This window comes from Klebsiella planticola ATCC 33531 (assembly GCF_000735435.1).
Taxonomy (GTDB): domain Bacteria; phylum Pseudomonadota; class Gammaproteobacteria; order Enterobacterales; family Enterobacteriaceae; genus Klebsiella; species Klebsiella planticola.
In genome coordinates this window covers 22,298-45,537 of record NZ_JMPP01000054.1, presented here as the reverse complement: position 1 = coordinate 45,537, position 23,240 = coordinate 22,298, and the positions used below count along the sequence as shown (strand labels likewise).

The window sequence follows — 23,240 nt, the reverse complement described above, 5'->3', positions numbered from 1 at the left end:
CTCCGGCGGCACGGCGCCGGGGAGGCGGGTTAGCGTAAAATCGCCTGGCAAATGGCGTCGCTGACCTGCCGGGTCGAGGCATTCCCCTTCATATCCGGCGTTTTCGGCCCGCTGGCGATAACCTGCTCAATGGCCAGTAAAATACCGTCATGCGCCGCCTGATAGCGCGCGTCGCCGGCGCCGAGGAAATCCAGCATCATGGCGCCGGCCCAGATAGTGGCTATTGGGTTGGCGATGTTTTGGCCATAAATATCCGGCGCCGAGCCGTGCACCGGCTCGAACAGCGACGGGAAGGTACGCTGCGGATTCAGGTTCGCCGACGGGGCGATGCCGATAGTGCCGGTACAGGCCGGGCCAAGATCGGAGAGGATATCGCCGAACAGATTTGAGCCGACGACCACGTCGAAGCGTTCCGGCTGGAGGACGAAGCGGGCGCACAGGATATCGATATGTTGTTTATCCCAGCGGATGTCAGGGTACTCCCGGGCCATGGCTTCTACGCGCTCATCCCAGAAGGGCATACTGATGGCCAGCCCGTTGGATTTGGTGGCGGAGGTCAGGGTCTTACGCGGGCGGCTTTGCGCCAGCTCAAAGGCGTAGCGCAGGATCCGGTCTACGCCGCGGCGGGTGAATACCGACTCCTGAATCACCATCTCATGTTCGGTCCCGGGGTTCACGCGTCCACCGAGCGAGGAGTATTCCCCTTCGGTATTCTCCCGCACCACGTAGAAATCAATATCGCCGGCTTTTTTACCCGCCAGCGGGCAGGGAACGCCGGGAAACAGGCGCACCGGGCGCAGGTTGACGTACTGATCGAACTCGCGGCGAAACTTGAGCAGCGAGCCCCACAGTGAGACGTGATCCGCGACGGTTTCTGGCCAGCCGACGGCGCCAAAATAGATAGCATCAAAGGTCTTCAGCTGCTCATGCCAGTCGTCCGGCATCATTTTGCCGTGGCGGGCGTAATAGTCGCAGCTGGCCCATTCAATCTGTTCAAAGCTTAATGACAAATCCCAGAGTTCCGCCGCGGCGTGTAATACGCGAATACCTTCAGGCAGAACTTCTTTACCAATACCGTCCCCTGGGATGGCGGCAATACGACAGGTTTTCTTCATACCGGTTCTCACTTATCAGCGATGAAAATTGACTTCCTTTCTATCCTATAATTGACTGGTTCATAATTAATCACGCTAACTGGTGAAACATAAAACACAGTTCATGAATAATCTGCCGCTGCTAAATGATTTACGCGTGTTTATGCTGGTTGCCCGCCGCGCCGGTTTTGCCTCAGCCGCCGAAGAGCTGGGCGTTTCGCCCGCGTTTGTCAGCAAGCGCATTGCGTTGCTTGAGCAGACGCTGAATGTGCTGCTGCTGCACCGCACCACCCGGCGGGTCACGATTACCGAAGAGGGCGAGCGCATCTACGAATGGGCGCAGCGCATTTTGCAGGACGTCGACCAGATGATGGATGAGCTGTCCGATGTGCGTCAGGTGCCGCAGGGGACGCTGCGGATTATCAGCAGCTTTGGCTTTGGGCGCCGGGTGGTGGCACCGGCGCTGTCGGCGCTGGCTCGTCAGTATCCGCAGCTGGAGCTGCGGTTTGATGTTGCAGACCGGCTGGTAGATTTGGTGAACGAAGGCGTCGATCTCGATATTCGCGTGGGTGACGATATCGCCCCCAATCTGATTGCCCGTAAACTGGCGACCAATCAGCGGATTCTCTGCGCTTCGCCGGCGTTTCTGGCCCGCTATCCGCAGCCCAGGCAGCTTAGCGATCTGGCGACCTTGCCCTGTCTGGTGATTAAAGAGCGCGATCGGCCGTTTGGTGTCTGGCAGCTTCACGGAAAAGAGGGGGAGCAGGCCATTAAGGTGACCGGCCCGCTCTCCTCTAACCACGGGGAGATCGTGCATCAGTGGTGTCTGGACGGGCAGGGGATCTCGCTACGCTCGTGGTGGGATGTCCGTGACAACATCGCCAGCGGCCACCTGGTGCATCTGCTGCCGGAATACTCTCAACCGGCCAATATCTGGGCGGTGTATGTGTCGCGGCTGGCGACCTCGGCGAAAATCCGGGCCACGGTAGAGTTTTTACGCCACTACTTTCAGCAGCACTATCCACAGCAATGCATCGTGAGCCGCGAAACCTGATGCGTAAGACGAGAACACGCCCGGCGGCGGGTGCTGCCGGGCGTGCGGGCGACGATACGCCGCAGGGCGTGCGGTCAAACAGCCGACGCCAGTAAACGGTGCCCTGGCGCCGTCGCAGGCGCGCCGGGCGCGGGATCAACGAACCCGGCGGCAGTTATCGACCCCAGGCGGCGTACCGGCTTACACCCCGAGGCGGTCGCGCAGGCTGTAGTACGCCGCGCCCATTGCGGTAAACGGAATACGCAGGCTTCGTCCGCCCGGGAACGGGTAGTGCGGCAGGTTGGCAAAGGCGTCGAAGCGCTCGGCATCCCCGCGCAGCAGCTCGGAAATCAGCCGACCGGCGAGGTGGGTACAGGTGACGCCGTGGCCGCTGTAGCCCTGCATGTAATAGATGTTGTTGTCCAGGCGACCGAACTGCGGCATCCTCGAAAGCGTCAGCAGGAAGTTGCCGGTCCAGCGATAATCGATTTTCACCCCTTTCAGCTGCGGGAAAGTCTTCAGCAGCTTCGGCATGATCAGGCGTTCAACATCGTCCGGATCGCGGGCGCCGTAGACCACGCCACCGCCGTACAGCAGACGGTTATCGCCGGTCAGGCGGTAGTAGTCCAGCAGATAGTTGCAGTCCTCCACGCAGTAATTTTTCGGGATCAGCGAGCGGGCGACCTCCTCGGACAGCGGCTCGGTGGTGACCACCTGGGTACCGCACGGCATACTGCGTTTGGCCAGCTCCGGCTCCACTTTGTCGCCAAGGTAGGCGTTCCCGGCGACGATCACGTAGCGGGCGGTCACCTGGCCTTTGGCGGTGCTCACCACTGCCGGGCTGGTGTGCTGGATACGGGTGACCGGCGATTGTTCATAAATCCGTCCGCCGTTCAGACGAATGGCATCCGCTTCGCCGATGGCCAGATTCAGAGGATGAATATGACCACCGCTATGATCGAGCAGGGCGCCGGTGTAACGATCGCTGTTGACCTCGCGGCGGATGGCATTGGCGTCCAGCAGCTCCAGCTGGTTATTACCGTAGCGCTCCCAGTTCGCTTTCTGTTCTTCCAGGGTTTCCAGCTGTTTGTGGTTCATCGCCACAAACAGGCCGCCGGGACGATAGTCGCACTGAATCTGATAGCGCTGGATACGTTCGCGGATGATCTCGCCACCTTCAAACATCATGCTGCCGAGCATTCTTGCCGCGTCCGGTCCGTAGGTTTTTTCAATCACGTCGATATCGCGGCTGTAGGAGTTTACCAGCTGGCCGCCGTTGCGCCCGCTGGCGCCAAAGCCGATCCGGGCGCTTTCCAGCAGCACCACGTCGTAGCCCATTTCGGCAAGATGTAAGGCGGAAGAGAGGCCGGTGTAGCCGCCGCCGACCACGCAGACATCGCAGCTGATGGATTCGCTCAGCGTCGGAAACGGTGCGTATTTGTTGGCGCTGGCGGCGTAATAACTGGTGGTATGTTCGGTCATAATTAAGACTCCAGAGTCATCCAAATCGTTTTCAGTTCGGTGAATTTTTCCAGCGCGTGCAGAGACTTATCGCGTCCGTTTCCGCTTTGCTTATAGCCGCCAAACGGGACGGTCATATCACCATCGTTATAGTTGTTCACAAAAACGGAGCCCGCTTTCAGGCGCCGGCTCATGCGGTGGGCGCGGGAAAGATCGCGCGTCCAGACCGCGGCGCCCAGGCCGTAATGGCTGTCGTTGGCAAGCCGTAACGCCTCTTCTTCGCAGGTGAAGCGGGTAACCACCAGTACCGGGCCGAAAATCTCTTCCCGGCTCAGAGGGGAGGCCGGATCGACATCGACAAAAATGGTCGGGCCGACGGCGGCCGGCCACGGATTTTTCCGCCCATCGATCAGTAAGGTGCTGTGACTCTCACCCACGCGGATAAAGCTGTGGACGCTGTCGGCATGGGTGTTATCAATCAACATGCCCATGGTGGTGTTGGGGTCGAGCGGGTTGCCCGGCTGCCAGAGGCGAGCCTGCTCCTGCAGATGGCTGAGGAACTCATCGGCAATGCTGTCTTCAACCAGCAGGCGGGTCCCGGCGATGCACACCTGGCCCTGGTTGTAGAAGATGCCGCCGGCGGTGGCGTTGACCGCTTTTTGCAGATCCGGGCAGTCGGCAAAGACGATATTGGCGCTTTTACCGCCGGCTTCCAGCCAGACGCGCTTCATATTGCTGTCGCCGGCATCTTTTAACAGCTGTTTGCCGGTGCGGGTGGAGCCGGTAAAGGTGATGACCTCGACGTCCGGGTGCAGCGCCAGGGCCTGGCCCGCTTCATGGCCAAAACCGCTGATCACGTTCAGCACACCGTCCGGCAGCCCGGCTTCTTTCGCCAGGCCTGCAAGACGCAGGGCGGTGAGCGGTGATTTCTCAGACGGTTTAAGCACGATGCTATTGCCGGTAGCCAGCGCCGGACCGAGTTTCCAGCAGGCCAGCAGCAGCGGGAAATTCCACGGGACCACGGCGGCAATCACGCCTACCGGTTCGCGGACGATCATCGCCAGCTCATTGACGCCGGTCGGCGCGACTTCGCCATACACTTTGTCGATGGCTTCCGCATACCAGCGGATGGCCCTGGCAGCGCCGGGGATATCGTCGCGCAGGCTGTGGCGGATCGGCTTTCCGGTATCGAGGGTCTCCAGCAGCGCCAGCTCTTCACGGTGGCTTTCCATCAGGTCCGCCAGCTTATTGAGCACCGCTTTACGCTTCGCGGGTGATGCCTGTGACCAGTCGCCGCATTCAAAGACGCGGCGCGCGGCCTGAACGGCGAGGTCGACGTCGGCCTTTTTACCGCGGGCGACGTGCGCCAGCGTGTGCTGGGCGGCAGGGTCGATGGTTTCAAACGTGGTATTATCGACAGCAGAGCAGTATTCGCCATTAATAAATAACCGCGTTTCAATCTCCATGCTTTTCGCTTTATCCTGCCACCAGGCCAGATGTTTGAAATCCATATAAGACTCCTTAATCACATAATCGAATAGTGGGCATTTCAGACAGCACAGGGCGCAGGGCGTCCCCGGAGTCAGATACCGTCTTTAGCGCGTTTTATTTGCGCGTATTATTGCGGCCAGCAGGAAATAAGATTCCGCACTACGCTGCGTATTATTTGCGTGTTCTTCGCTCCGCCGGAAACAGGGCATCCGACGGAGCAGGCCAGAAGAAAGCCTGAAACCTGCTCAGGCTAAAAAATCAGAATGTGGTGGGGGTATGGGCACTGATAATTCGGCAAATGCCGGCCGAAGTATTGCTGAAACTGTGCGGTATGCCGGTATTTATGGCATAGCTTTGCCCAGCAACCAGATGATACGACTGACCATTGATGACCAGTACGACTTCACCTTCCAGTATGGTGCCAATTTCCTCACCTTGATGTTTGATCCTCTCCCCGGTTGTGGTTCCAGGCTGGTAAGTTTCAAAAATCATCGCCAGCGTACGGTTCGGATTTCCGTTATGCACCAGCTTCATCGAAACCCCCTGACTGCCGATTTCGATAAGGTCATCCTGATTAATAACCACCTGCGGTTCATCAGGTTTTTCTGGTTCAGAAAAGAATTCCGAGAGCGACAGCCCATAAACTTTCAGCAGCTTTTGCAGCGTACTGATGGCAGGACTGACTTTGTCCTGTTCTATGGTACTGATGGCACTATGTGTTAACCCAGACAGTTCGGCGGCACGACGTTGTGAGAGACCCAGCTGTTGGCGGATCGCTGACAGACGTTTTCCTGGCGCCAGTCCGTCATCGCTCATATTTGCATTTCCTTAACTGTAATGGTCAGAGCCGCGGCTTTTCAGCCATGCGGTTCTGACAGGCGGTGATAAAACCTTCAAACAACAAACGCGACAGGGCGTATTCACTACTGTTCCATTCCGGATGCCACTGTACCCCCAGCGCGAAGGGGTGGTCATTGACGCTGACCGCTTCTGCCAGCCCATCGGAAGAACGGGCTTCGACGCGCAGACGCGAGCTTAATGTCTTTGCTCCCTGCCCATGTAGCGAGTTTACCCAAAACGTGTTGCAGCCCGGTATTAACTGTGAAAGTAATCCTCCTTGCTGAACCTGTACTTCGTGAGACGGCGCATATTGCTGCTCTACCGGCAGTTCCGCATCTTCGCGATGTTCGAGGAGCTCCGGCTGCTCGAAAAGACGACGATACAGAGTCCCACCGGTGGCGACAACCAGTTCCTGTAACCCACGGCAGATGGCGAAAATGGGGATGCGCCTTTCGAGTGCGGCGTTTATCAGTGCCATGCTCAGAAGATCACGCCCGGGATCGGCGTCAGGCTCATCGCCGTTTTCACCATAAAGGTGCGGCTGCACATTGCTGGGGCTGCCCGGCAGGTAAATGCCGTCCAGTTGCGGTAACAACGCGGCAAGCAGTTCCGGTTCGGCCAGCGCATGCGGCAGGGCAATCGGCAATCCACCGGCGTTAATTATTGCATTCAGGTATTTTTCTTGCAGGGTCTGGGTCTGGTGACCCTTCAGCCTGTTCCTGCACATCACGACACCAATAACTGGCTTGTACATTATATTTTCCATGATCGCCCTCACAAAGTGGACTAAATTATGACCGTTTAGCGCTTTAAATGGCCATATCGTTCAATATTTTCTCAATCTAGCAGTGAGAATTGCCGTTTGCAAACTTAATTTAACATTTGACAAACATTTTGTTTGCATACACATTCGAATGGTGGACATTATATTTAACGGCAAGAAAGCCCGGCTCCGAAACCAACACAACGGCGGTGAATGATGGAAACCAATATTGTAGAAGTTGAGAATTTTGTTCAGCAGTCAGAAGAGAGACGGGGCAGCGCATTCACCTGGGAAGTGAAGCGCTACCTTGAGCAGTATCCGAATACGCAGTACGTCGATGTGCTGCTGACCGATCTGAACGGCTGTTTCCGCGGTAAGCGCATCCCGGTCTCCAGCCTGAGCAAACTGGAAAAAGGGTGCTACTTCCCGGCCTCCGTTTTTGCCATGGATATTCTGGGAAATGTGGTGGAAGAGGCCGGTCTGGGCCAGGAGATGGGGGAACCGGACTGTACCTGCGTACCGGTACCGGGCACCTTAACCCCTTCTGCCGCCGACCCGGAGTCTATCGCGCAGCTGCAGCTGACCATGGTTGATGAAGATGGCGCTCCCTTTGACGTTGAGCCGCGGAACGTTCTCAATCGACTCTGGCAGCAGCTGCGCCAGCGTGGGTTGTTCCCCGTGGTAGCGGTAGAGCTGGAGTTCTATTTACTCGATCGTAAACGCGATGCGGAAGGCTATCTCCAGCCGCCTTGCGCGCCGGGTACCGGCGATCGCAACACCCAAAGCCAGGTCTACTCCGTGGATAACCTCAACCACTTCGCCGACGTGCTCAACGACATTGATGAGCTGGCCCAGCTGCAGCTGATTCCGGCCGATGGCGCGGTGGCGGAAGCGTCGCCGGGTCAGTTCGAAATCAACCTTCATCACACCGATAACGTGCTGGATGCCTGCGACGATGCGCTGGCGTTAAAACGCCTCGTGCGTTTGATGGCAGAGAAGCATAAGATGCATGCCACTTTTATGGCCAAGCCTTATGAAGAGCATGCCGGTAGCGGGATGCACATCCATATCAGCATGCAAAACAACAAGGGCGAAAACGTTCTCGCGGATGCCAGTGGCGAAGATTCTGCGCTGCTGAAACGCGCGCTCGCCGGGATGATTGACCTGATGCCGGCGTCGATGGCGCTGCTGGCGCCAAACGTCAACTCATACCGCCGCTTCCAGCCGGGTATGTATGTGCCGACGCAGGCCTCCTGGGGGCATAACAACCGGACGGTGGCGCTGCGGATCCCCTGCGGCGATCGCCAGAATCACCGGGTGGAGTATCGCGTGGCGGGGGCCGACGCCAACCCGTATCTGGTGATGGCGGCGATCTTTGCCGGCATCTTGCACGGTCTGGACAATACGCTGCCGTTGCAGGAAGAGGTGGAAGGCAACGGTCTGGAGCAGGAAGGGCTGCCGTTCCCGATCCGTCAAAGCGATGCGCTGTGGGAGTTTATGCAAAACGATAGCCTGCGTGAGCGCCTGGGGGAACGTTTCTGCCACGTTTACCACGCCTGTAAACATGACGAATTACTGCAGTTTGAGCGTCTTATCACAGAAACCGAAATTGAGTGGATGTTGAAAAACGCCTGATTGCCGCCCCGCAAGGGACCTGTAGATTTGATAGACAAGTAGCATCATACGGCCTGAGCGGAGCCTGGTCGGACGTTTTTGCTGGGAGTCCAGCCATTTCCCGGATGTCGCGTAAAGGAGCGCAGGCGATAACGGGGCTTCAGTTAACGACACAGTGTGTGACGAGGTAAGAGATGACGCCGATGTTCAAATATCCGCAGGGAGAAGGAGGCCATGAAGGCCGCGATGCATGCCGTAATAACGCGAAATCAACCGCCGTATGCCGAAACGTTTTAACCGATTATTTATGCCTTACCCCCTTGCTAAGCAGGTTTGTTACCCGGTCATTGCGCCCGCAAACCCACGTTTACATGGGGGGGTATAACTATGGCTGCTAACACTTCTCTCGACATCTCATCCGCGGCGGGGAAACCGCGTTTACGCAAGTCGCTCAAGCTCTGGCAGGTGGTGATGATGGGGCTGGCCTATCTCACCCCGATGACGGTGTTTGATACCTTTGGTATTGTCTCGGGAATCAGTAACGGCCACGTTCCCGCGTCCTATCTTCTGGCGCTGGCCGGGGTGCTGTTCACCGCTATCAGCTACGGTAAGCTGGTGCGACAGTTCCCGGAGGCCGGGTCGGCGTATACCTATGCGCAGAAGTCGATCAGCCCGCACGTGGGTTTTATGGTGGGCTGGTCTTCACTGCTGGATTATCTCTTTTTACCGATGATCAACGTGCTACTGGCGAAGATCTATCTGTCGGCGCTGTTTCCGGAAGTTCCGCCGTGGGTGTGGGTGGTGGGATTTGTGGCGATTCTGACCGCGGCGAATATCAAAAGCGTCAATCTGGTGGCCAACTTCAATACGCTGTTTGTGCTGGTGCAGATTGCGATCATGGTCGTCTTTATTTTCCTGGTGGTGCAGGGGCTGCATAAGGGTGAAGGGGTCGGGACCGTCTGGTCGCTGCAACCGTTTATCAGCCAGAATGCCCATCTGATTCCGATTATCACCGGGGCGACGATTGTCTGTTTCTCGTTCCTCGGTTTTGATGCGGTCACCACGCTGTCGGAAGAGACGCCGGATGCCGCACGCACCATTCCGAAAGCCATTTTCCTGACGGCGGTCTATGGCGGGATTATCTTTATCGTCGCCTCCTTCTTTATGCAGCTCTTTTTCCCCGATATCAGCCGCTTTAAGGATCCGGATGCGGCGCTGCCGGAAATTGCGCTGTACGTCGGTGGGAAACTGTTCCAGTCGATTTTCCTCTGTACTACCTTCGTCAACACGCTGGCGTCGGGGCTGGCGTCGCACGCCAGCGTCTCCCGCCTGCTGTATGTCATGGGGCGCGATAATGTCTTTCCGGAGCGTATTTTTGGCTATGTCCATCCGAAATGGCGGACCCCGGCCCTCAACGTGTTGATGGTGGGCGTGGTGGCGATGTCGGCGCTGTTCTTTGATCTGGTGACCGCGACGGCGCTGATTAACTTTGGCGCGCTGGTGGCGTTTACCTTCGTCAACCTGTCGGTGTTCAACCACTTCTGGCGGCGTAAAGGCTATAACAAAACGTGGAAGGATCGCGTGCACTACCTGATTCTGCCGCTAATTGGCGCGGCGACGGTAGCGGTCCTGTGGGTTAACCTGGAGGCAACATCATTGACCCTGGGTCTGGTGTGGGCGGCGTTAGGGCTGCTGTATCTGACCTGGCTGACCCGTCGCTTCCGTCAGCCTCCGCCGCAGTTTGACGCCCGTAAAGCAGAGCAGGCCTGGGAGTCGTAACCGTTCAGACTGAACAGGAAGTAAAGAATAAAAGCAGGCATAACGCCTGCTTTTATTCTTCCTGGATGCGTCGTGGCGCAACGTGGTACCTCGGGAGGGGCTATTTTTTCTTCTTATGGGTCGGGAGCTGGCTGGCGCGGCGTTCTTTGACGTATGACACCAGACTGTAAATCGCCACTCCCAGCAAAATGACCGCGACAACAATGAGAATAATACCGGACATAAGCGATCCTGGGCTTGAGTTGAAAACCATGAACTCTATTAAGTTACGTGTAAGATAGCATCAGGATGTGTCCGAAATATGACTCGTTTTACGGTTAAAATCGAAAAAAATCAGGATGATAAAATCATACTGACCGGTCTGAAGCGCCGTTTCGTCGGCCGGGTAACACTCCGTTAAGTGATTTTACAGACGTACGGCCCGCGGGCTGATACCCTGCATTTGAGTAAGAATTGTCTGAGAGTAATGCATGCGTAATCAACATATCGTCGGCCTGGTTGGGCTGACTCTTATCCTGACTTCATTTGCCGGCGCAGCGGAGTCAGATCGCCAACAAACCCGCGAACGAATCATGGATCAGGTGCTAAAACCCTGTGAAGGCAAAAAAGCGGGGGACAAAGTGGTGATGGTCGATCGCCGCGGCGGCGAGCATGAGGCGATCTGCACGCTGGCGGCGGTACCGCTACCGGAGTAACGCCCGCCGCCGCCGGCTCAGAGATTTCCCGTGCCGCCATCCACCCGCAGTTCGCTGCCGAGTACGTAGCTGGACTCATCCGATGCCAGATACAGGGCGGCGTTGGCCAGCTCCTGCGGCGTGCCCATCCGTCCCAGCGGCACCAGGTTTTTGATCTCCTCCTGCAGGTCGCTCAAGGCCTGGGCGCTGAGGCCGAGTTTATCCAGCGCCGGGGTGCGCACGGGGCCCGGACTCAGGCCATTCACCCGAATACCGTATGGTAGCAGCTCCGCCGACAGGGTACGCGCCAGCGACAGCAGCCCGGCTTTACTGGCGGCATAGGCGCTGCTGGTGGGCAGGCCGATATGGGCGCTGACCGATCCGCAAAGAATGACCGACGCCGGGTTGGCGAGCAGCGGCAGCAGCGCCTGCAGCAAGAAGAACGGCCCTTTCAGGTTGATATTCATCAATCGATCCCACTCCGCTTCGCGCCAGTCGCCGAAAGGGGCATGGGTGACATCACCGGCATTGACGAACACCACATCCAGCTGCGGCCAGCGGTCGGCGAGGGTTGCGGCCAGCTGGCGCTGCCCGGCGGCGTCGCCGGAATCGGCGGCGATGACCCAGCCATTGTTACCCAGTAGCGCCTGCGCCTGCTCAAGGGCGACCGGATTACGCCCTGTCACCGCCACCTGCGCCCCTTCGGCGATAAACGTCTGCGCCGTAGCGAGACCAATCCCGCTGGTCCCGCCGGTTATCAGCGCATATTTTCCTGCTAAACGTCCCATTACCTTCTCCTGACAGTGCTGTGGAAAAGGGACTATAAAAGCTTTAGTATCCAAAGGATACCAGGTACCAATTGGATACTAATGAGGCGAAAGGTGTGCTATGGCGAAGACAGCGGCGCGCGTCGGGGAAAATAATTTCGTGCAGCATGCTTGCCCGATGACCGATTTTGTTAATCTGATTGCCGGGAAGTGGGCGATCCCGATTCTCTACCGGCTGATTGTCCTTAATGCGCCGGTGCGCTTCGGCGAACTGCTGCGCGCGGCGGCGCCGATTACGCAAAAAGAGCTGACCCGCCAGCTGCGGCTGTTCGAGCAGCGCGGGCTGGTGTCGCGCTGCGTCTATCCCGAAATTCCCCCCCGCGTTGAATATCAGATAACTGACCTGGGACTGTCGATGCGCAGCGCACTTCAGCCGCTGGCGGAGTGGATGAGTCAGCACGGCCACCTGCTCAAACGTTAAGCCCGGCGATAGCGCGGCGCCGGTTGGCCGGTGCGTGCGCTGCCGAACAGCGCGAGCCTCGCCTGGTCGTAATGGGTCCAGAGCGCCAGATCGTGAACCGGCGGCAGGGTGATATTTTCGCCCTGATCAAGGCCGCTAAGCGCCGCGTCCACCAGATCTTCCGTCGTCATCACCGAGCCTGCCGGCAGTGCGTCAAGAGCGACGCCGGAGGTGGGCCACAGATCCGTCGCGGTTGCCGCCGGAAGCACCGCCTGAATACGCAAACCGCTGTCGGCAAACTCCTCCTGAAGCGCGCGGGTAAAGCTCAGCACCCACGCCTTGCTGGCGCTGTAGACGGCGCTGCCCGGTAGCGCATGCAGCGCAAGAATGGAGGCGATATTGATCAGCGTCCCCTGACCTCGAGGGCTGAAGGCGGCCAACGCCGCATAGCTCAGGCGCAGCAGAGCGGTGGTATTCAGGGTATGAATCATCTGATGTTCGCGCACATCCGTGGTCAGTAACCCCCCCATTTTCGCCGTGCCGGCGTTGTTAATCATCAGCGCAATCGTCGGATCCGATTGCAGGCGCGCTTCAACGGCGCGGATACCGCTTTCTTCGCTCAGGTCTGCCTTGAGCACGTCGGCCCGGATGCCGTACTGGCGCTGCAGCTCTTGGGCGAGGGCCTGCAAACGTTCTTCCCGACGTGCGACCAGAATCAGGTGATAGCCGCGAGCGGCGAGACGTTCGGCATAGAGGGCGCCGATGCCGGAAGATGCGCCGGTAATCAAAGCGGTATAAGAAGGGGTCGTCATGGAGTTACCTCAAGTAATGTGGTTGCATTATTAAACCAAATTCAGCATGCGTTAAATGGTTTAATAATGCAACCAATTGGCGGAGGTTATTTTGTTATGAGGAATGATTAAAAAGTAATAATAATTAAAATCACTCTGTTAGCGGCAGTCTGGCGGTAATATCGTCGGGGCGGAGCGTCCGGCCATCGGCGGCCTGTAGCACCAGCTTGCGCAGCGGCTGGCGCGTGAGATTATCAATCAACACGGTGGCGGGTTCGTCGGGCGTCAACAGATACTCGTCGGCCCATTGCGCCAGCGCCACCAGCACAGTTTGCAGCCCACGCCCCTTTTCGGTAAGCACGTACTCCTGCCACGCGCTACCGTCCGAAGCGGGCTGCATCGTGAGAATACCTTCTTCCACCAGCATTTTTAGCCGCCCGGCGAGCATGTTCTTAGCAATGCCAAGGTGCTTTTGAAATTCGCTGAAGCGCCGGGTCCCCCCCAGGGCATCGCGGACAATGAGTAGCGACCACCAGTCGCCAATGACGTCAAGTGAGCGGGCAATGGGGCAACTGCTGTTTTCCAGACGAGTACGTTTCACGAGAGCTCCTGTGGCTTCAGTCGTTTTATTATAAAACTATTTCCCCGGGCTGCGAAAAGTTTCTCCCGTTGCGTGAGTTTGCGAGCCGTCGTGCGGAAAAATGTCATCAATTTGTCACAATGAAAGCGATGATAATCACTGACTGAGGATTAAGGGATGCAAAAGAGTCTACTCGCCAGCGTCGTGGCCGGCGCCGTATTGTTATCGACGGCTGCCCAGGCAGAGGAACAGACGGCACCGCAGGGCTATCAGCTACAGCAGGTGTTGATCATGAGTCGCCACAACCTGCGCGCGCCGCTGGCCAACAACGGCAGCGTGCTGGAGCAGTCAACGCCGAAATCATGGCCGGAGTGGGATGTGCCCGGCGGTCAGCTGACCACTAAGGGCGGCGTGCTTGAGGTCTATATGGGGCACTATATGCGCGAATGGCTGGCGCAGCAGGGGCTGGTCACCCGCGGCGAGTGTCCGGCGGAGAATAGCGTTTACGCCTACGCCAACAGCCTGCAACGTACCGTGGCGACCGCGCAGTTCTTTATAACCGGCGCGTTCCCCGGCTGTGGGGTTACGGTTCATCACCAGCCGCAAATGGGCACCATGGACCCGACGTTTAATCCGGTGATTACCGACGATTCTGCCGCCTTCAGCGAAAAAGCCGTACAGGCGATGGAAAAAGAGCGGCAGACCATGCAGCTGGCCGACAGCTACAAGCTACTCGAAGTGATGACGGACTATCAAAATTCACCGTCCTGCAAAGAGAAGCAGCAGTGCTCGTTGAGCGACGGCAAGGATACCTTCAGCGCAAAATATCAGCAGGAACCTGGCGTTTCCGGGCCGTTAAAGGTGGGCAACTCGCTGGTTGATGCCTTCACGCTGCAGTATTACGAAGGGTATCCGCTGGATCAGGTGGCGTGGGGCGAGATAAAAACCGACAAACAGTGGCAGGTGTTGTCGAAGCTGAAAAACGGCTATCAGGATAGCCTGTTCACCTCGGCGGAAGTGGCGCGCAACGTGGCTAAACCGCTGGTGAAATATATCGATAAAGCGCTGGTCAGCGATCCCGCTCAGGCGGCGAAAGTGACGCTGTTGGTGGGGCACGATTCCAATATTGCCTCACTGCTGACGGCGTTAGACTTCAAACCTTATCAGCTGCATGACCAGTATGAACGGACCCCGATCGGCGGGAAAATTGTTTTCCAGCGCTGGCATGATAGCGGCGCCAACCGTGAGCTGATGAAAATTGAGTATGTGTATCAAAGCACGGCGCAGCTGCGCAATACCGAAACCTTAACCCTGCAATCCCCGCCGCAGCGCGTGACCCTGGCGCTGAACGGCTGTCCGGTGGATGCAAACGGCTTCTGTCCGATGGAGACCTTTAAGCAGGTGATGAACGACGCGGCGAAATAAAAAAAACGGACCGGCCATGGCTGGTCGGTCCGGGTCTTGTTTTGTTGGCCCGGTCATGCGCCGGGCACTCCGGGTTACACGTTTTTGCGCTCGATGGTCTGTTCGCCCCAGAAAAGGGCGTCTTTATCCGTTTTCGCGAAGGCCAAAGAGAGCACTTCATCGCTGCCTTCTTCCCAAATTTTCTCTGCTAGCTTTTCATCGTATTTGGCTAATTCAAAAATCGCTTCGGCGATCTCTAAAGAGGTATTTCGTAAACTAGCCCATTCACCCACGTGGTGGGCTTTCGCTTCTTGAGTTGGCATGCAAATCCTCCTGCTGAAGGTTAGCCGTGTAGTTTAACTGCCAGTCCTGCGACATGTTCACCCTGATAGCGGGCGATCGCCAGCTCTTCCTGACTTGGCTGACGAGAACCATCGCCGCCGGCGATAGTGGTTGCGCCATACGGTGTGCCGCCGCGCACCGCCGACACATCAAAAAGCTCCTGGGCGCCGTAGCCGATAGGGACAATCACCATCCCATGATGGGCAAGCGTGGTCCAGGTAGAGGTAATGGTCTGCTCTTGTCCACCGCCGGTACCGGTAGAGCTAAAGACGCTGGCCAGTTTGCCGTACAGTGCGCCCGATGCCCACAGGCCGCCGGTCTGATCGAGGAAGGTGCGCATTTGTCCGGACATATTGCCGAAACGGGTGGGGGTACCAAAGATGATGGCATCATACTCTGCCAGTTCCTGCGGCGTGGCGACGGGCGCATTCTGCGTTTTCCCGCCTGCTTTGGCGAACGCCTCAGCTTGCATAGTTTCCGGCACGCGCTTCACGACCACCTCAACGCCGTCTACTTTGTTCGCCCCTTCGGCGACAGCGTGAGCCATGGTTTCGATGTGTCCATACATTGAATAATAAAGCACCAGAATTTTAGCCATTTGCATCACTCCTCGGTTGCGTTAGAGACCAGCCAAACGACTGGCTACCTTTAAAGATAAGGCCTCTGGCTAAGAGTGCAAATCTAACAATCATTTATTTGATTTATAACAAAATTGCAAAGAACGCGTTTGTCGCAAAAAGAAACATCTTTATCTGCCCGCTTTTCATCAGCCATAAGAGACGCTTAGCGCGGCGCGGGCGGCGGTAAATCCGTTGTGGCCGTCAAATTATTACAGAATGTTACTATTTGTCTGGTGAATGAGTTTCCTTCACTACGCTTAACAGCACGCAATACGAAAAATGGCCATGCCATATGCCGCTGAGTCGCGGCCTCGTATTGTACGCAATGCAAGATGATGTCTAACCAAATGGAGGTCAGTGATGGCAAACCATCGTGGCGGTTCCGGCAACTTTGCTGAGGATCGTGAAAGAGCATCAGAAGCAGGTCGTAAGGGTGGCCAGCATAGCGGGGGGAACTTCAAAAACGATCCTCAGCGCGCCTCGGAAGCCGGCAAAAAAGGGGGGAAAAACAGTCACGGCAATCGTCATAGCTGACCTGCCCGGCTGACTGTGTTTGATGTGGCTCTACTCTCCTCGGCACCTGCCACATCCTCCTCGCCGCCGGCCTCCGCCGGCGGTTTTTATTGCCTGTCGCGAGCCCCCCTGGCAGCGCATGAGATTGTGGGGCGACACGTTCTTCGCCGCCCCGTAAGCATAGCGTTTTAAACGGGGGTGACGTCGGGCTGTTCTGCTTCACGTGCGCGGCGGTTCAGCAGCGCGTGAAGTAAAATCGCGCCAAAGGTGGCCGTTCCGATCCCGCCAAGGGTAAACCCGCCCAGCGACAGGGCGAAATCTCCGGCGCCGAGCACCAGCGTGACCGCCACCATGATCAGATTGCTGTTCTGACTCAGGTCAACCCGATTCTGTACCCAGATACGGGCGCCGGCGACCGCAATCAAGCCAAAGACCACGATCGACGCGCCGCCGATAACCGGCCCGGGGATCGTATGGATCAACGCGCCAAACTTCGGTGAAAAGCCGAGTAAAATGGCAATCAGCGCGGCGGCAACAAACACCAGGGTGGAATAGACTTTGGTCACCGCCATCACGCCGATATTTTCCGCATAGGTGGTCACGCCGCTGCCGCCCACCGCGCCGGAGAGCATCGTCGCCAGCCCGTCGCCGACGAACGCCCGTCCCATATAAGGGTCCATATTGCGTCCGGTCATGCCGGCGACCGCTTTCAGATGCCCCAGGTTTTCCGCCACCAGAATCACCGCCACCGGGGCTATCAGCATCATCGCCTGGCCGTCAAAGGTCGGGGCGGTAAAGTGCGGCAGCCCGAACCACGCCGCCTGGTGCAGTAAGGTAAAGTCGAGCGGTTTACCCAGCCCGAGGAGATTCGCCAGCAGCGCGTACAGCCCGCAGGCAACGATCAGGCCGACGAGAATCAGCAGCCGCTGGATCATCCCGCGGGTAAAGACCGCCACCAGTCCGATACAGAGTACGGTCAGCACCGCCATCCAGCCATCGAAGGCGGAGGCGGAGACGCTGTGTACGGCGATGGGGGCGAGATTGAGCCCAATGGCCATCACCACCGCGCCGGTCACCACCGGCGGCATCAGTCGTTCAATCCAGCGGGTACCGATTTTCATCACCACCACGCCAATCAGGGTATACACCAGGCCGCAGGCGATAATTCCTCCGAGGGCGACGCTAAGGTGCGGATTGAGTCCCTGACCATTAAAGCCGGTGACGGCGATAACCACGCCGATGAAGGCGGCGCTGGAGCCCAGGTAGCTTGGCACCCGACCGCCGGTTACCAGGAAAAACAGCAGCGTGCCGATACCGGACAATAAAATCGCCAGGTTAGGATCCAGCCCCATCAGGATGGGCATCAGCACGGTGGCGCCAAACATGGCGACCGCGTGCTGGACGCCCATGACCATCGTTTGTCCGACGGAGAGGCGTTCATCGGGGGCCACCACGCCGGACGCGGCGGAAGGGGAGGTCAACTGCCAGCGAGGAAAATCGAAAAGTGCCATGATGATATCCCGGGTTTGAAGTTAACAGGCTGGACGCATAAGCGTGTGGTAGCCGCGGTCGAACCACATCAGCCCGCGCGGCTCTGGATGTCTGACGATGGCGGCCACTTCACAGAACAAAATGTCGTGGGTGCCGACGCTGACTATCTGGTTGATACGACAATCGAAGCTGACCAGCGCATCGACCAGGCGCGGGCAGCCGGTGAGACCGGTTTGCCATTCGGCGGCGGCGAAACGCTCCGCCATCGGCGTTTTACCGCCAAAGACGTTGGAGAGCGACTCCTGGCCAGCCGCCAGGGTGTTGACGCACAGCGCCTGGTGCTGGCGGAAGGTTGGCCACACCGAGGCGGAGCGGTTGAGACAGACCAGCAGCGTTGGCGGCGTATCGGTGACGCTACAGACCGCGCTGGCGGTAAATCCGGCGCGACCCGCCGGGCCATCGGTGGTAATCACGTTGACCGCCGCGCCGACCTGGGCCATGGCGTCACGAAAACTCTGTTTATCCGCTACGGACATAGTGGCTCCTTACGCCAGCTGGCAGGCATCATCAAAGGACAGGCGCGGCAGGCGGCCATACAGTTTGGCAGTGTCGCCATAACCAATATTAATCAACAGGTTGCTCTTCCAGCCGCTGTTGGCAAAGAACGCAGCATCAACCTTATCGCGGTCAAACCCTGACATCGGGCCGGTATCCAGGCCAAGGGCGCGGCAGGCGAAAATCAGATATGCCGCCTGCAGAGAGCTGTTGCGAAAGGCGGTCTCTTCCGCCAGCTGCGGACTGGAGGTGAACCAGCTGCGGGCATCGCCGTGGGGGAACAGCGTCGGCAGGCGATCGTAGAAGGCGCGATCCCAGGCCACGATGGCGGTCACCGGCGCGCGCAGGGTTTTTTCGAGGTTGCCGCTGGAGAGCGTCGGACGCAGTTTCTCCTTTCCTTCCGGCGTGCGGACAAACAGGATCCGTGCGGGGGAGCAGTTGGCGGAGGTCGGCCCCATTTTCATCAGATCGTATATTTCGTGCAGCAGGCTATCGCTGACCGGTTTATCCAGCCAGCCATTGTGGGTACGGGCGTGAGTAAACAGACTGTCGCGCGCGCTTTGGCTAATGCTTTCGCTCATAGATTCTCCTGATATCAGGCCAGCATGGCGGCCAGCCCGTTGCATAAAATAGGGTTGAAGGTGTCGGCATCGGTCACGTTGCAGGCGTGGCCGCCCCAGGCCATCTCGACCCGCTGGCTGCCCGCTATCGCCGCTTGTAGCGTGCGCGAGCAGGAGGCAGGAACCAGCAGATCGTCATGGGCGCTGACGATCAGGGTCGGGCATGCCACGGCGGACGCCCGGCGAGAAAAGTCGGCCTGCTTCAACGCCTGCAGCCGCTTGAGCAGATTCTCCTTGCCCTGAAAATGGCTGAGGGCGAGAGCATCTTCCGCCTCTAGCCTCGGCATCCGCGCGGCCATCCACTCCGCCGGGTAGAGAAATAAAGGCTGTGCTTCGACCCACGCCTGGGCACCGCCCGCGTGCAGCAGACGCTCGCGTACCTGAAAACAGCGGCGGGTGTGGGGAGACAGGGTTAGCCAGCCGTTGACCAACACCAGGCCGCTGACCGCCTGCGGAAAGTCCAGCGCCAGCTGCAGGGCAATCAGCGCCCCCAGGGCGTGACCCACCAGGGCAAAGCGGGATATTCCCGCCGCCTGCAGCGCCTGATTGAGCTCCTGCGCCATAGTCGCCATGCTGTAGCCGGCGGGCAGCGGCCCGGCGTTTTCACCGGTGCCGTTTTGATCATAGCTCACCAGCTGATACCGTTGTTCCAGCGCCGCGCGCTGCGGCAGCCAGTAGCTGCCCGCACCGCCTAAGCCGGCGCTCAGCACGACCGTCGGTGCACCCTCAAAGGGGGGCGGGGAGATATTCAGTTTCATGATGCTGCTTTTCCGATATGGGCGACGGTCGCTATCTCTACCAGCGCCTCCGGCTTGACCAGTCCGCACTGGATGCAGAAGCGCGCCGGTTTATCCCCCGGGAAGAACTCGGCATAGACTTCGTTAATCGCGGCGTAGTTTTTCCAGTCGGTGATAAAGATGCTGTTGAACGTCACATCCTCCATACTGCCACCCGCCGTTTCGATCACCGTTTTGATCGTTTCCAGAACGTGACGGGTTTGCGCCTTTGGGTCGCCGATGTGGACCACGTTATTTTGCTTGTCAAACGGCAGAGTGCCGGAGACATACACCACCCCATCGGCCAGCGTGCCAGGGACGAAAGGGGCAATCGGCGTGGTGGTGCCGGGCGGAATAATCACCTGTTTAGGCATAACGTTTCTCCTCCGGGAAAGATAGCGGGGCGGCGGGGGCCAGCGCATCGCAGAAGCTGGCGACGTCGCTGACCCAGCCAAAGAAGGTCTCAATATTGAACAGTGCAGCCTGCTGGGCGAAGGCCGGGCCCGCCTGGTGGGTGGCATCTTCCAGCACGACGCCGAAATACTCGAGGAAGAAGCCGTCGCGCAGGGTGGACTCCACGCAAACATTGGTGGCGATGCCGGTAAAGATCAGGTGGCGAATGCCGCGGCTGCGCAAAATACTGTCCAGCTGAGTGTTGAAAAAGCCGCTGTAGCGCGGTTTCGGCAGCACCACATCGCCGGGCTGGGGCTGCAGCTCATCGACCAGTTGATAATCCCAGCCGCCTTTAGCCAACAGTTTGCCCTGCAGTTCAGGACGACGGCGCATGGTCTTCAGAGCGTTAGATTTGTGGTAGTTCGGCGAGCCCGGGCCACCGGCTTCCATATACTCCTCATCCCAGCCGTTCTGGAACCAGATGATCAGCATGCCGGCGGCGCGGGCCGCGGCAACGGCGGTATTAATGTTGTCGATAACCGGCCGGGTGGCGGAGACATCAAACCCGGCAAGATCGAGATATCCTCCCTGGCTGGCATAGGCGTTTTGCATATCGACGACGATCAGCGCGCTATTTTGCGCCGGGAAGGTCAGGGATTCCGGACGGGCGGAAAGCGTAATCATCAGGCAACCTCGCGGGTAACGGTGGCAATATGGTCACGGCAGCGCATCAGCGGCTGAATGCGCTGGCCAAAGGCATCGATGCCAGAAAGAAAATCATCAAACGTCAGCAGGACGCCGTCGGTGCCGGGGACGGAGGCGACGTCGTCGAGCATTCGGGCGACGTTGGCGTAGGAGCCCACCAGCGTTCCCATATTGATATTGACCGCCGAGGTCGGGTCGGCCATCTGGCGGACGTTGGTGTCGCTGCCGGAGCGGGTGTCTTTTTGGCTTTGTTCGGTGAGCCAGGCCAGCGCTTCGTCATCGGCTCCCGCCTTGTAGTGCTCCCATTTGGCGCGGGCCGCTTCGTCGGTTTCATCGGCGATGACCATGAACAGCACATAGGAGCCCACGTCGCGACCGGTCTTTTCCGCCGCCTGCATCATGCGCGCGGCGGTCGGCGCAAAGGCGGTCGGGGTATTGACCCCTTTGCCGAAGCAGAAGTTATAGTCGGCATACTGGGCGGAGAAGGCCATGCCCGCGTCGCTTTGCCCGGCGCAGATCACTTTCATCGGCTGCGACGGCTGCGGGCTGACGCGACAGTCGTTCATCGTGAAGTGGTCGCCTTTAAAGTCGCTGCGCCCGGTGCCCCACAGGTCGCGCAGCACCTGGACATATTCGGTGAGATAGTCGTAGCGGCGGGCGAAATAATCGTCGCCGGGCCAGATGCCCATCTGCTCATATTCCGGTTTTTGCCAGCCGGTCACCAGATTGACGCCGAAGCGGCCGCCGGAGATAGAGTCGATGGTGGAGGCCATCCGGGCGACAATGGCTGGCGGCAGCGTGAGCGTCGCGGCGGTGGCGTAGATCTGGATCCGCGAGGTCACTGCGGCCAGGCCGGCCATTAAGGTGAAGGATTCGAGGTTATGATCCCAGAACTCGGTTTTGCCGCCGAAACCGCGCAGTTTGATCATCGACAGCGCAAAATCAAAATGGTAATGCTCCGCTTTCTGGACGATCGCTTTATTCAGTTCGAACGTCGGCATGTACTGCGGGGCATGGGTTGAAATCAACCAGCCGTTATTACCAATCGGAACGAAGACACCAATTTTCATACGTACCTCTCTGCAATCGTTGACGAAGAAGGCGCGCGGTGCTGCATCCTGCATCTCCTGGGTCACCTCGCCAGAAAGCTAAAGCAAAGGGAATGCCAGTTTTGCAAAAATCAATGTTATTAATGTGTTGCGTATTGGTTGCTTAAAATGAAGGTGATAAAAGTGGACTAAATGGTCAAAATGAGTGCACGAAAAAACGGCAGTCATGCGCAATTGGGGTGCATAAGGTCGTGTCAAGGTTGGGCTTTTGCTATGCTGATGGCGTTGAAAGAAGGAGATGATGATGGCAGAGGGCGCTGTGAAAAAAACCGGGAAGCGTTCGCAGGCGGTGAGCGCAAAGAAAGAGGCTATCCTGGCCGCTGCGCTGGACGCATTTTCCCAGTTTGGTATCCACGGTACGCGGCTTGAGCAGGTTGCAGAGCTGGCCGGGGTATCGAAAACGAATCTACTCTATTACTACCCGTCGAAAGAGGCGCTGTATGTCGCCGTGCTGCAGCAGATCCTCACCATCTGGCTGGCGCCGCTGAGGGCGTTTCGCGAAGATATCAGCCCGCTGGTCGCTATCCGCGAATATATTCGCCTCAAGCTGGAGGTGTCGCGCGATTATCCGCAGGCCTCCAGGCTGTTTTGTCTGGAGATGCTACAGGGCGCGCCGCTGCTGATGGGCGAGCTGACCGGCGATCTGAAAGCGCTGGTGGATGAAAAGTCGGCGATTGTCTCTGGCTGGGTCGATAGCGGGAAACTGGCGCCGGTCGACCCTCAGCATCTGATCTTCATGATCTGGGCCACCACTCAACATTACGCCGATTTTGCCACGCAGATTGAGGCGGTCACCGGCGCAACGTTGCGCGACGAGGCGTTTTTTCAACAAACCGTAGAGAACGTCCAGCGGATGATCATTGAAGGTATCCGGGTACGTTAATTGGCGGGGGGAAGCGGGCAGCTCTGGTCGCCATCTTCACACTGCAGCAGCGAAGCAAGGAACGATTCACGCTCCACGGTTTTGTCTGCCATACACTGGTTGATAAGCATCGGCTGGACGCTGCCGCCTTCGGCGCCGGAAGCGAGGAAGGTGCAGTCGGCGTCGCGCAGCGCTATCCACGCCAGCTGCGCTTTTTTCAGCTGTTCCTGCTGTTTACCCGCGGCGCGTTTCAGCGCTTCCTGATAGGTCTGATTCAGCTTGCTATCGGCCGCCTGATATTGTGCTGCCGTACACTGGTTCAACTCAGCCTGATTGCCGGCGTTAGCACATTCGTCCGCCAGCGCCTGTCCGCTTGCCAGCAGGGCTGCGAGGGCAATTAAAGTTCGTTTCATTGGTCCACTCCCATAAAAAAAGCTCCCGTCGGGGGAGCTTTAATTAACCACAGCCGGCGTCCGGTGTCATCAGCTGACGTGGATGTCGGT

28 protein-coding genes are annotated in these 23,240 nt (G+C 58.1%); 9 read left to right on the top strand and 19 right to left on the bottom strand.

Translation table 11 applies throughout. From position 1 onward, the window contains the following. Window positions 1–29: 29 nt before the first annotated feature. Entirely contained in the window at window positions 30–1,115 is a 1,086-nt protein-coding gene (locus GRPL_RS05365; protein WP_032700339.1) for a tartrate dehydrogenase, read from the bottom strand. A gap of 82 nt (window positions 1,116–1,197) precedes the next feature. Here GRPL_RS05365 and GRPL_RS05370 point away from each other — a divergent pair, with 82 nt between their 5' ends. Then, a complete protein-coding gene (locus GRPL_RS05370) occupies window positions 1,198–2,148 on the top strand; it encodes a LysR substrate-binding domain-containing protein (protein ID WP_162180108.1) in 951 nt (316 codons plus the stop codon). 180 nt (window positions 2,149–2,328) lie between these two features. Here GRPL_RS05370 and GRPL_RS05375 read toward each other — a convergent pair whose 3' ends face one another. The 4 genes from GRPL_RS05375 to puuD form a co-directional block, all read right to left on the bottom strand. Beyond that, entirely contained in the window at window positions 2,329–3,609 is a 1,281-nt protein-coding gene (locus tag GRPL_RS05375) for an NAD(P)/FAD-dependent oxidoreductase (protein ID WP_032688430.1), read from the bottom strand. A 2-nt stretch (window positions 3,610–3,611) separates the two neighbouring features. Next, the gene (puuC, locus tag GRPL_RS05380; RefSeq protein WP_032700338.1) at window positions 3,612–5,099 is read right to left on the bottom strand and encodes an aldehyde dehydrogenase PuuC; all 1,488 of its coding nucleotides are present in this window, start codon (window positions 5,097–5,099) and stop codon (window positions 3,612–3,614) included. Between the two features lie 238 nt (window positions 5,100–5,337). Further along, complete coding sequence (puuR, locus tag GRPL_RS05385) at window positions 5,338–5,895, bottom strand: HTH-type transcriptional regulator PuuR (protein ID WP_032688428.1); 558 nt, start codon at window positions 5,893–5,895, stop codon at window positions 5,338–5,340. A gap of 25 nt (window positions 5,896–5,920) precedes the next feature. Further along, entirely contained in the window at window positions 5,921–6,673 is a 753-nt protein-coding gene (puuD, locus tag GRPL_RS05390) for a gamma-glutamyl-gamma-aminobutyrate hydrolase (protein WP_181890568.1), read from the bottom strand. A 225-nt stretch (window positions 6,674–6,898) separates the two neighbouring features. Between puuD and GRPL_RS05395 the strand changes: the two genes are divergently transcribed. The 3 genes from GRPL_RS05395 (at window position 6,899) to GRPL_RS05400 (ending at window position 10,075) form a co-directional block, all read left to right on the top strand. Continuing rightward, a complete protein-coding gene (locus GRPL_RS05395) occupies window positions 6,899–8,317 on the top strand; it encodes a glutamine synthetase family protein (RefSeq protein WP_032688426.1) in 1,419 nt (472 codons plus the stop codon). A gap of 173 nt (window positions 8,318–8,490) precedes the next feature. Next, a complete protein-coding gene (locus tag GRPL_RS28605; RefSeq protein WP_072000007.1) occupies window positions 8,491–8,694 on the top strand; it encodes a YmjE family protein in 204 nt (67 codons plus the stop codon). Continuing rightward, complete coding sequence (locus tag GRPL_RS05400) at window positions 8,684–10,075, top strand: APC family permease (RefSeq protein WP_032688425.1); 1,392 nt, start codon at window positions 8,684–8,686, stop codon at window positions 10,073–10,075. Before GRPL_RS28605 ends, GRPL_RS05400 begins: the two co-directional genes overlap by 11 nt. A 100-nt stretch (window positions 10,076–10,175) precedes the next feature. On the opposite strand, the gene GRPL_RS27880 is transcribed toward GRPL_RS05400, so the two are convergent. Beyond that, complete coding sequence (locus GRPL_RS27880; RefSeq protein ID WP_004860391.1) at window positions 10,176–10,298, bottom strand: small membrane protein; 123 nt, start codon at window positions 10,296–10,298, stop codon at window positions 10,176–10,178. Between the two features lie 247 nt (window positions 10,299–10,545). On the opposite strand from GRPL_RS27880, the gene GRPL_RS05405 reads away from it, so the two are divergent. Further along, the gene (locus GRPL_RS05405) at window positions 10,546–10,770 is read left to right on the top strand and encodes a hypothetical protein (protein WP_032688424.1); all 225 of its coding nucleotides are present in this window, start codon (window positions 10,546–10,548) and stop codon (window positions 10,768–10,770) included. 17 nt (window positions 10,771–10,787) lie between these two features. On the opposite strand, the gene GRPL_RS05410 is transcribed toward GRPL_RS05405, so the two are convergent. Then, a complete protein-coding gene (locus GRPL_RS05410) occupies window positions 10,788–11,537 on the bottom strand; it encodes an SDR family oxidoreductase (protein WP_032700337.1) in 750 nt (249 codons plus the stop codon). A 100-nt stretch (window positions 11,538–11,637) separates the two neighbouring features. Between GRPL_RS05410 and GRPL_RS05415 the strand changes: the two genes are divergently transcribed. Next, window positions 11,638–11,997 (top strand): winged helix-turn-helix transcriptional regulator, encoded by a 360-nt coding sequence (locus GRPL_RS05415; protein WP_032688422.1) that lies wholly within the window; start codon window positions 11,638–11,640, stop codon window positions 11,995–11,997. Here GRPL_RS05415 and GRPL_RS05420 read toward each other — a convergent pair. Then, the gene (locus GRPL_RS05420) at window positions 11,994–12,788 is read right to left on the bottom strand and encodes an SDR family NAD(P)-dependent oxidoreductase (protein ID WP_032700336.1); all 795 of its coding nucleotides are present in this window, start codon (window positions 12,786–12,788) and stop codon (window positions 11,994–11,996) included. The genes GRPL_RS05415 and GRPL_RS05420 overlap by 4 nt on opposite strands. A 130-nt stretch (window positions 12,789–12,918) precedes the next feature. Further along, complete coding sequence (locus GRPL_RS05425) at window positions 12,919–13,368, bottom strand: winged helix-turn-helix transcriptional regulator (protein ID WP_032700335.1); 450 nt, start codon at window positions 13,366–13,368, stop codon at window positions 12,919–12,921. 156 nt (window positions 13,369–13,524) lie between these two features. Here GRPL_RS05425 and agp point away from each other — a divergent pair, with 156 nt between their 5' ends. Next, window positions 13,525–14,772, top strand: coding sequence for a bifunctional glucose-1-phosphatase/inositol phosphatase (gene agp, locus GRPL_RS05430; protein ID WP_032695711.1), 1,248 nt, complete (start codon window positions 13,525–13,527; stop codon window positions 14,770–14,772). A gap of 74 nt (window positions 14,773–14,846) precedes the next feature. Here agp and GRPL_RS05435 read toward each other — a convergent pair whose 3' ends face one another. Further along, window positions 14,847–15,074: a YccJ family protein gene (locus GRPL_RS05435; RefSeq protein ID WP_004860407.1), complete on the bottom strand. Its 228-nt coding sequence runs from the start codon at window positions 15,072–15,074 to the stop codon at window positions 14,847–14,849. A gap of 20 nt (window positions 15,075–15,094) precedes the next feature. Next, entirely contained in the window at window positions 15,095–15,691 is a 597-nt protein-coding gene (gene wrbA / locus GRPL_RS05440; protein WP_004860410.1) for an NAD(P)H:quinone oxidoreductase, read from the bottom strand. A gap of 382 nt (window positions 15,692–16,073) precedes the next feature. Here wrbA and GRPL_RS05445 point away from each other — a divergent pair, with 382 nt between their 5' ends. Then, window positions 16,074–16,247 (top strand): con-10 family general stress protein, encoded by a 174-nt coding sequence (locus GRPL_RS05445; protein WP_004860412.1) that lies wholly within the window; start codon window positions 16,074–16,076, stop codon window positions 16,245–16,247. A 167-nt stretch (window positions 16,248–16,414) separates the two neighbouring features. Here GRPL_RS05445 and rutG read toward each other — a convergent pair whose 3' ends face one another. From rutG to rutA, 7 genes are read right to left on the bottom strand one after another with little or no spacing between them, the layout of a single operon-like run. Next, window positions 16,415–17,737: a pyrimidine utilization transport protein G gene (gene rutG, locus GRPL_RS05450; RefSeq protein WP_032700334.1), complete on the bottom strand. Its 1,323-nt coding sequence runs from the start codon at window positions 17,735–17,737 to the stop codon at window positions 16,415–16,417. A gap of 21 nt (window positions 17,738–17,758) precedes the next feature. Continuing rightward, complete coding sequence (gene rutF / locus GRPL_RS05455; protein ID WP_004860416.1) at window positions 17,759–18,253, bottom strand: NADH-dependent FMN reductase RutF; 495 nt, start codon at window positions 18,251–18,253, stop codon at window positions 17,759–17,761. Window positions 18,254–18,262: 9 nt separating this feature from the next. After that, on the bottom strand, window positions 18,263–18,853 hold the full coding sequence (locus GRPL_RS05460; RefSeq protein ID WP_032700333.1) for a malonic semialdehyde reductase: 591 nt from the start codon (window positions 18,851–18,853) through the stop codon (window positions 18,263–18,265). Between the two features lie 14 nt (window positions 18,854–18,867). Next, window positions 18,868–19,653 (bottom strand): pyrimidine utilization protein D, encoded by a 786-nt coding sequence (gene rutD, locus GRPL_RS05465; RefSeq protein ID WP_032695975.1) that lies wholly within the window; start codon window positions 19,651–19,653, stop codon window positions 18,868–18,870. Continuing rightward, window positions 19,647–20,042, bottom strand: a complete 396-nt coding sequence (gene rutC, locus GRPL_RS05470) for a pyrimidine utilization protein C (protein ID WP_032688415.1) — start codon at window positions 20,040–20,042, stop codon at window positions 19,647–19,649. The genes rutD and rutC overlap by 7 nt, the downstream gene beginning before the upstream one ends. After that, window positions 20,035–20,745 carry a pyrimidine utilization protein B gene (gene rutB / locus GRPL_RS05475; protein WP_032695714.1) on the bottom strand — a complete coding sequence of 237 codons (711 nt, stop codon included), beginning with the start codon at window positions 20,743–20,745 and terminating at the stop codon, window positions 20,035–20,037. The genes rutC and rutB overlap by 8 nt, the downstream gene beginning before the upstream one ends. Continuing rightward, the gene (rutA, locus tag GRPL_RS05480; protein ID WP_032688611.1) at window positions 20,745–21,836 is read right to left on the bottom strand and encodes a pyrimidine utilization protein A; all 1,092 of its coding nucleotides are present in this window, start codon (window positions 21,834–21,836) and stop codon (window positions 20,745–20,747) included. The genes rutB and rutA overlap by 1 nt, the downstream gene beginning before the upstream one ends. Window positions 21,837–22,119: 283 nt before the next feature. Here rutA and rutR point away from each other — a divergent pair, with 283 nt between their 5' ends. Further along, window positions 22,120–22,758 carry an HTH-type transcriptional regulator RutR gene (rutR, locus tag GRPL_RS05485; RefSeq protein WP_032688413.1) on the top strand — a complete coding sequence of 213 codons (639 nt, stop codon included), beginning with the start codon at window positions 22,120–22,122 and terminating at the stop codon, window positions 22,756–22,758. Here the strand turns inward: rutR and GRPL_RS05490 are convergent. Next, window positions 22,755–23,150 carry a lysozyme inhibitor LprI family protein gene (locus tag GRPL_RS05490; protein ID WP_032700332.1) on the bottom strand — a complete coding sequence of 132 codons (396 nt, stop codon included), beginning with the start codon at window positions 23,148–23,150 and terminating at the stop codon, window positions 22,755–22,757. The two genes, rutR and GRPL_RS05490, sit on opposite strands and share 4 nt — an antisense overlap. Window positions 23,151–23,240 lie beyond the last annotated feature (90 nt).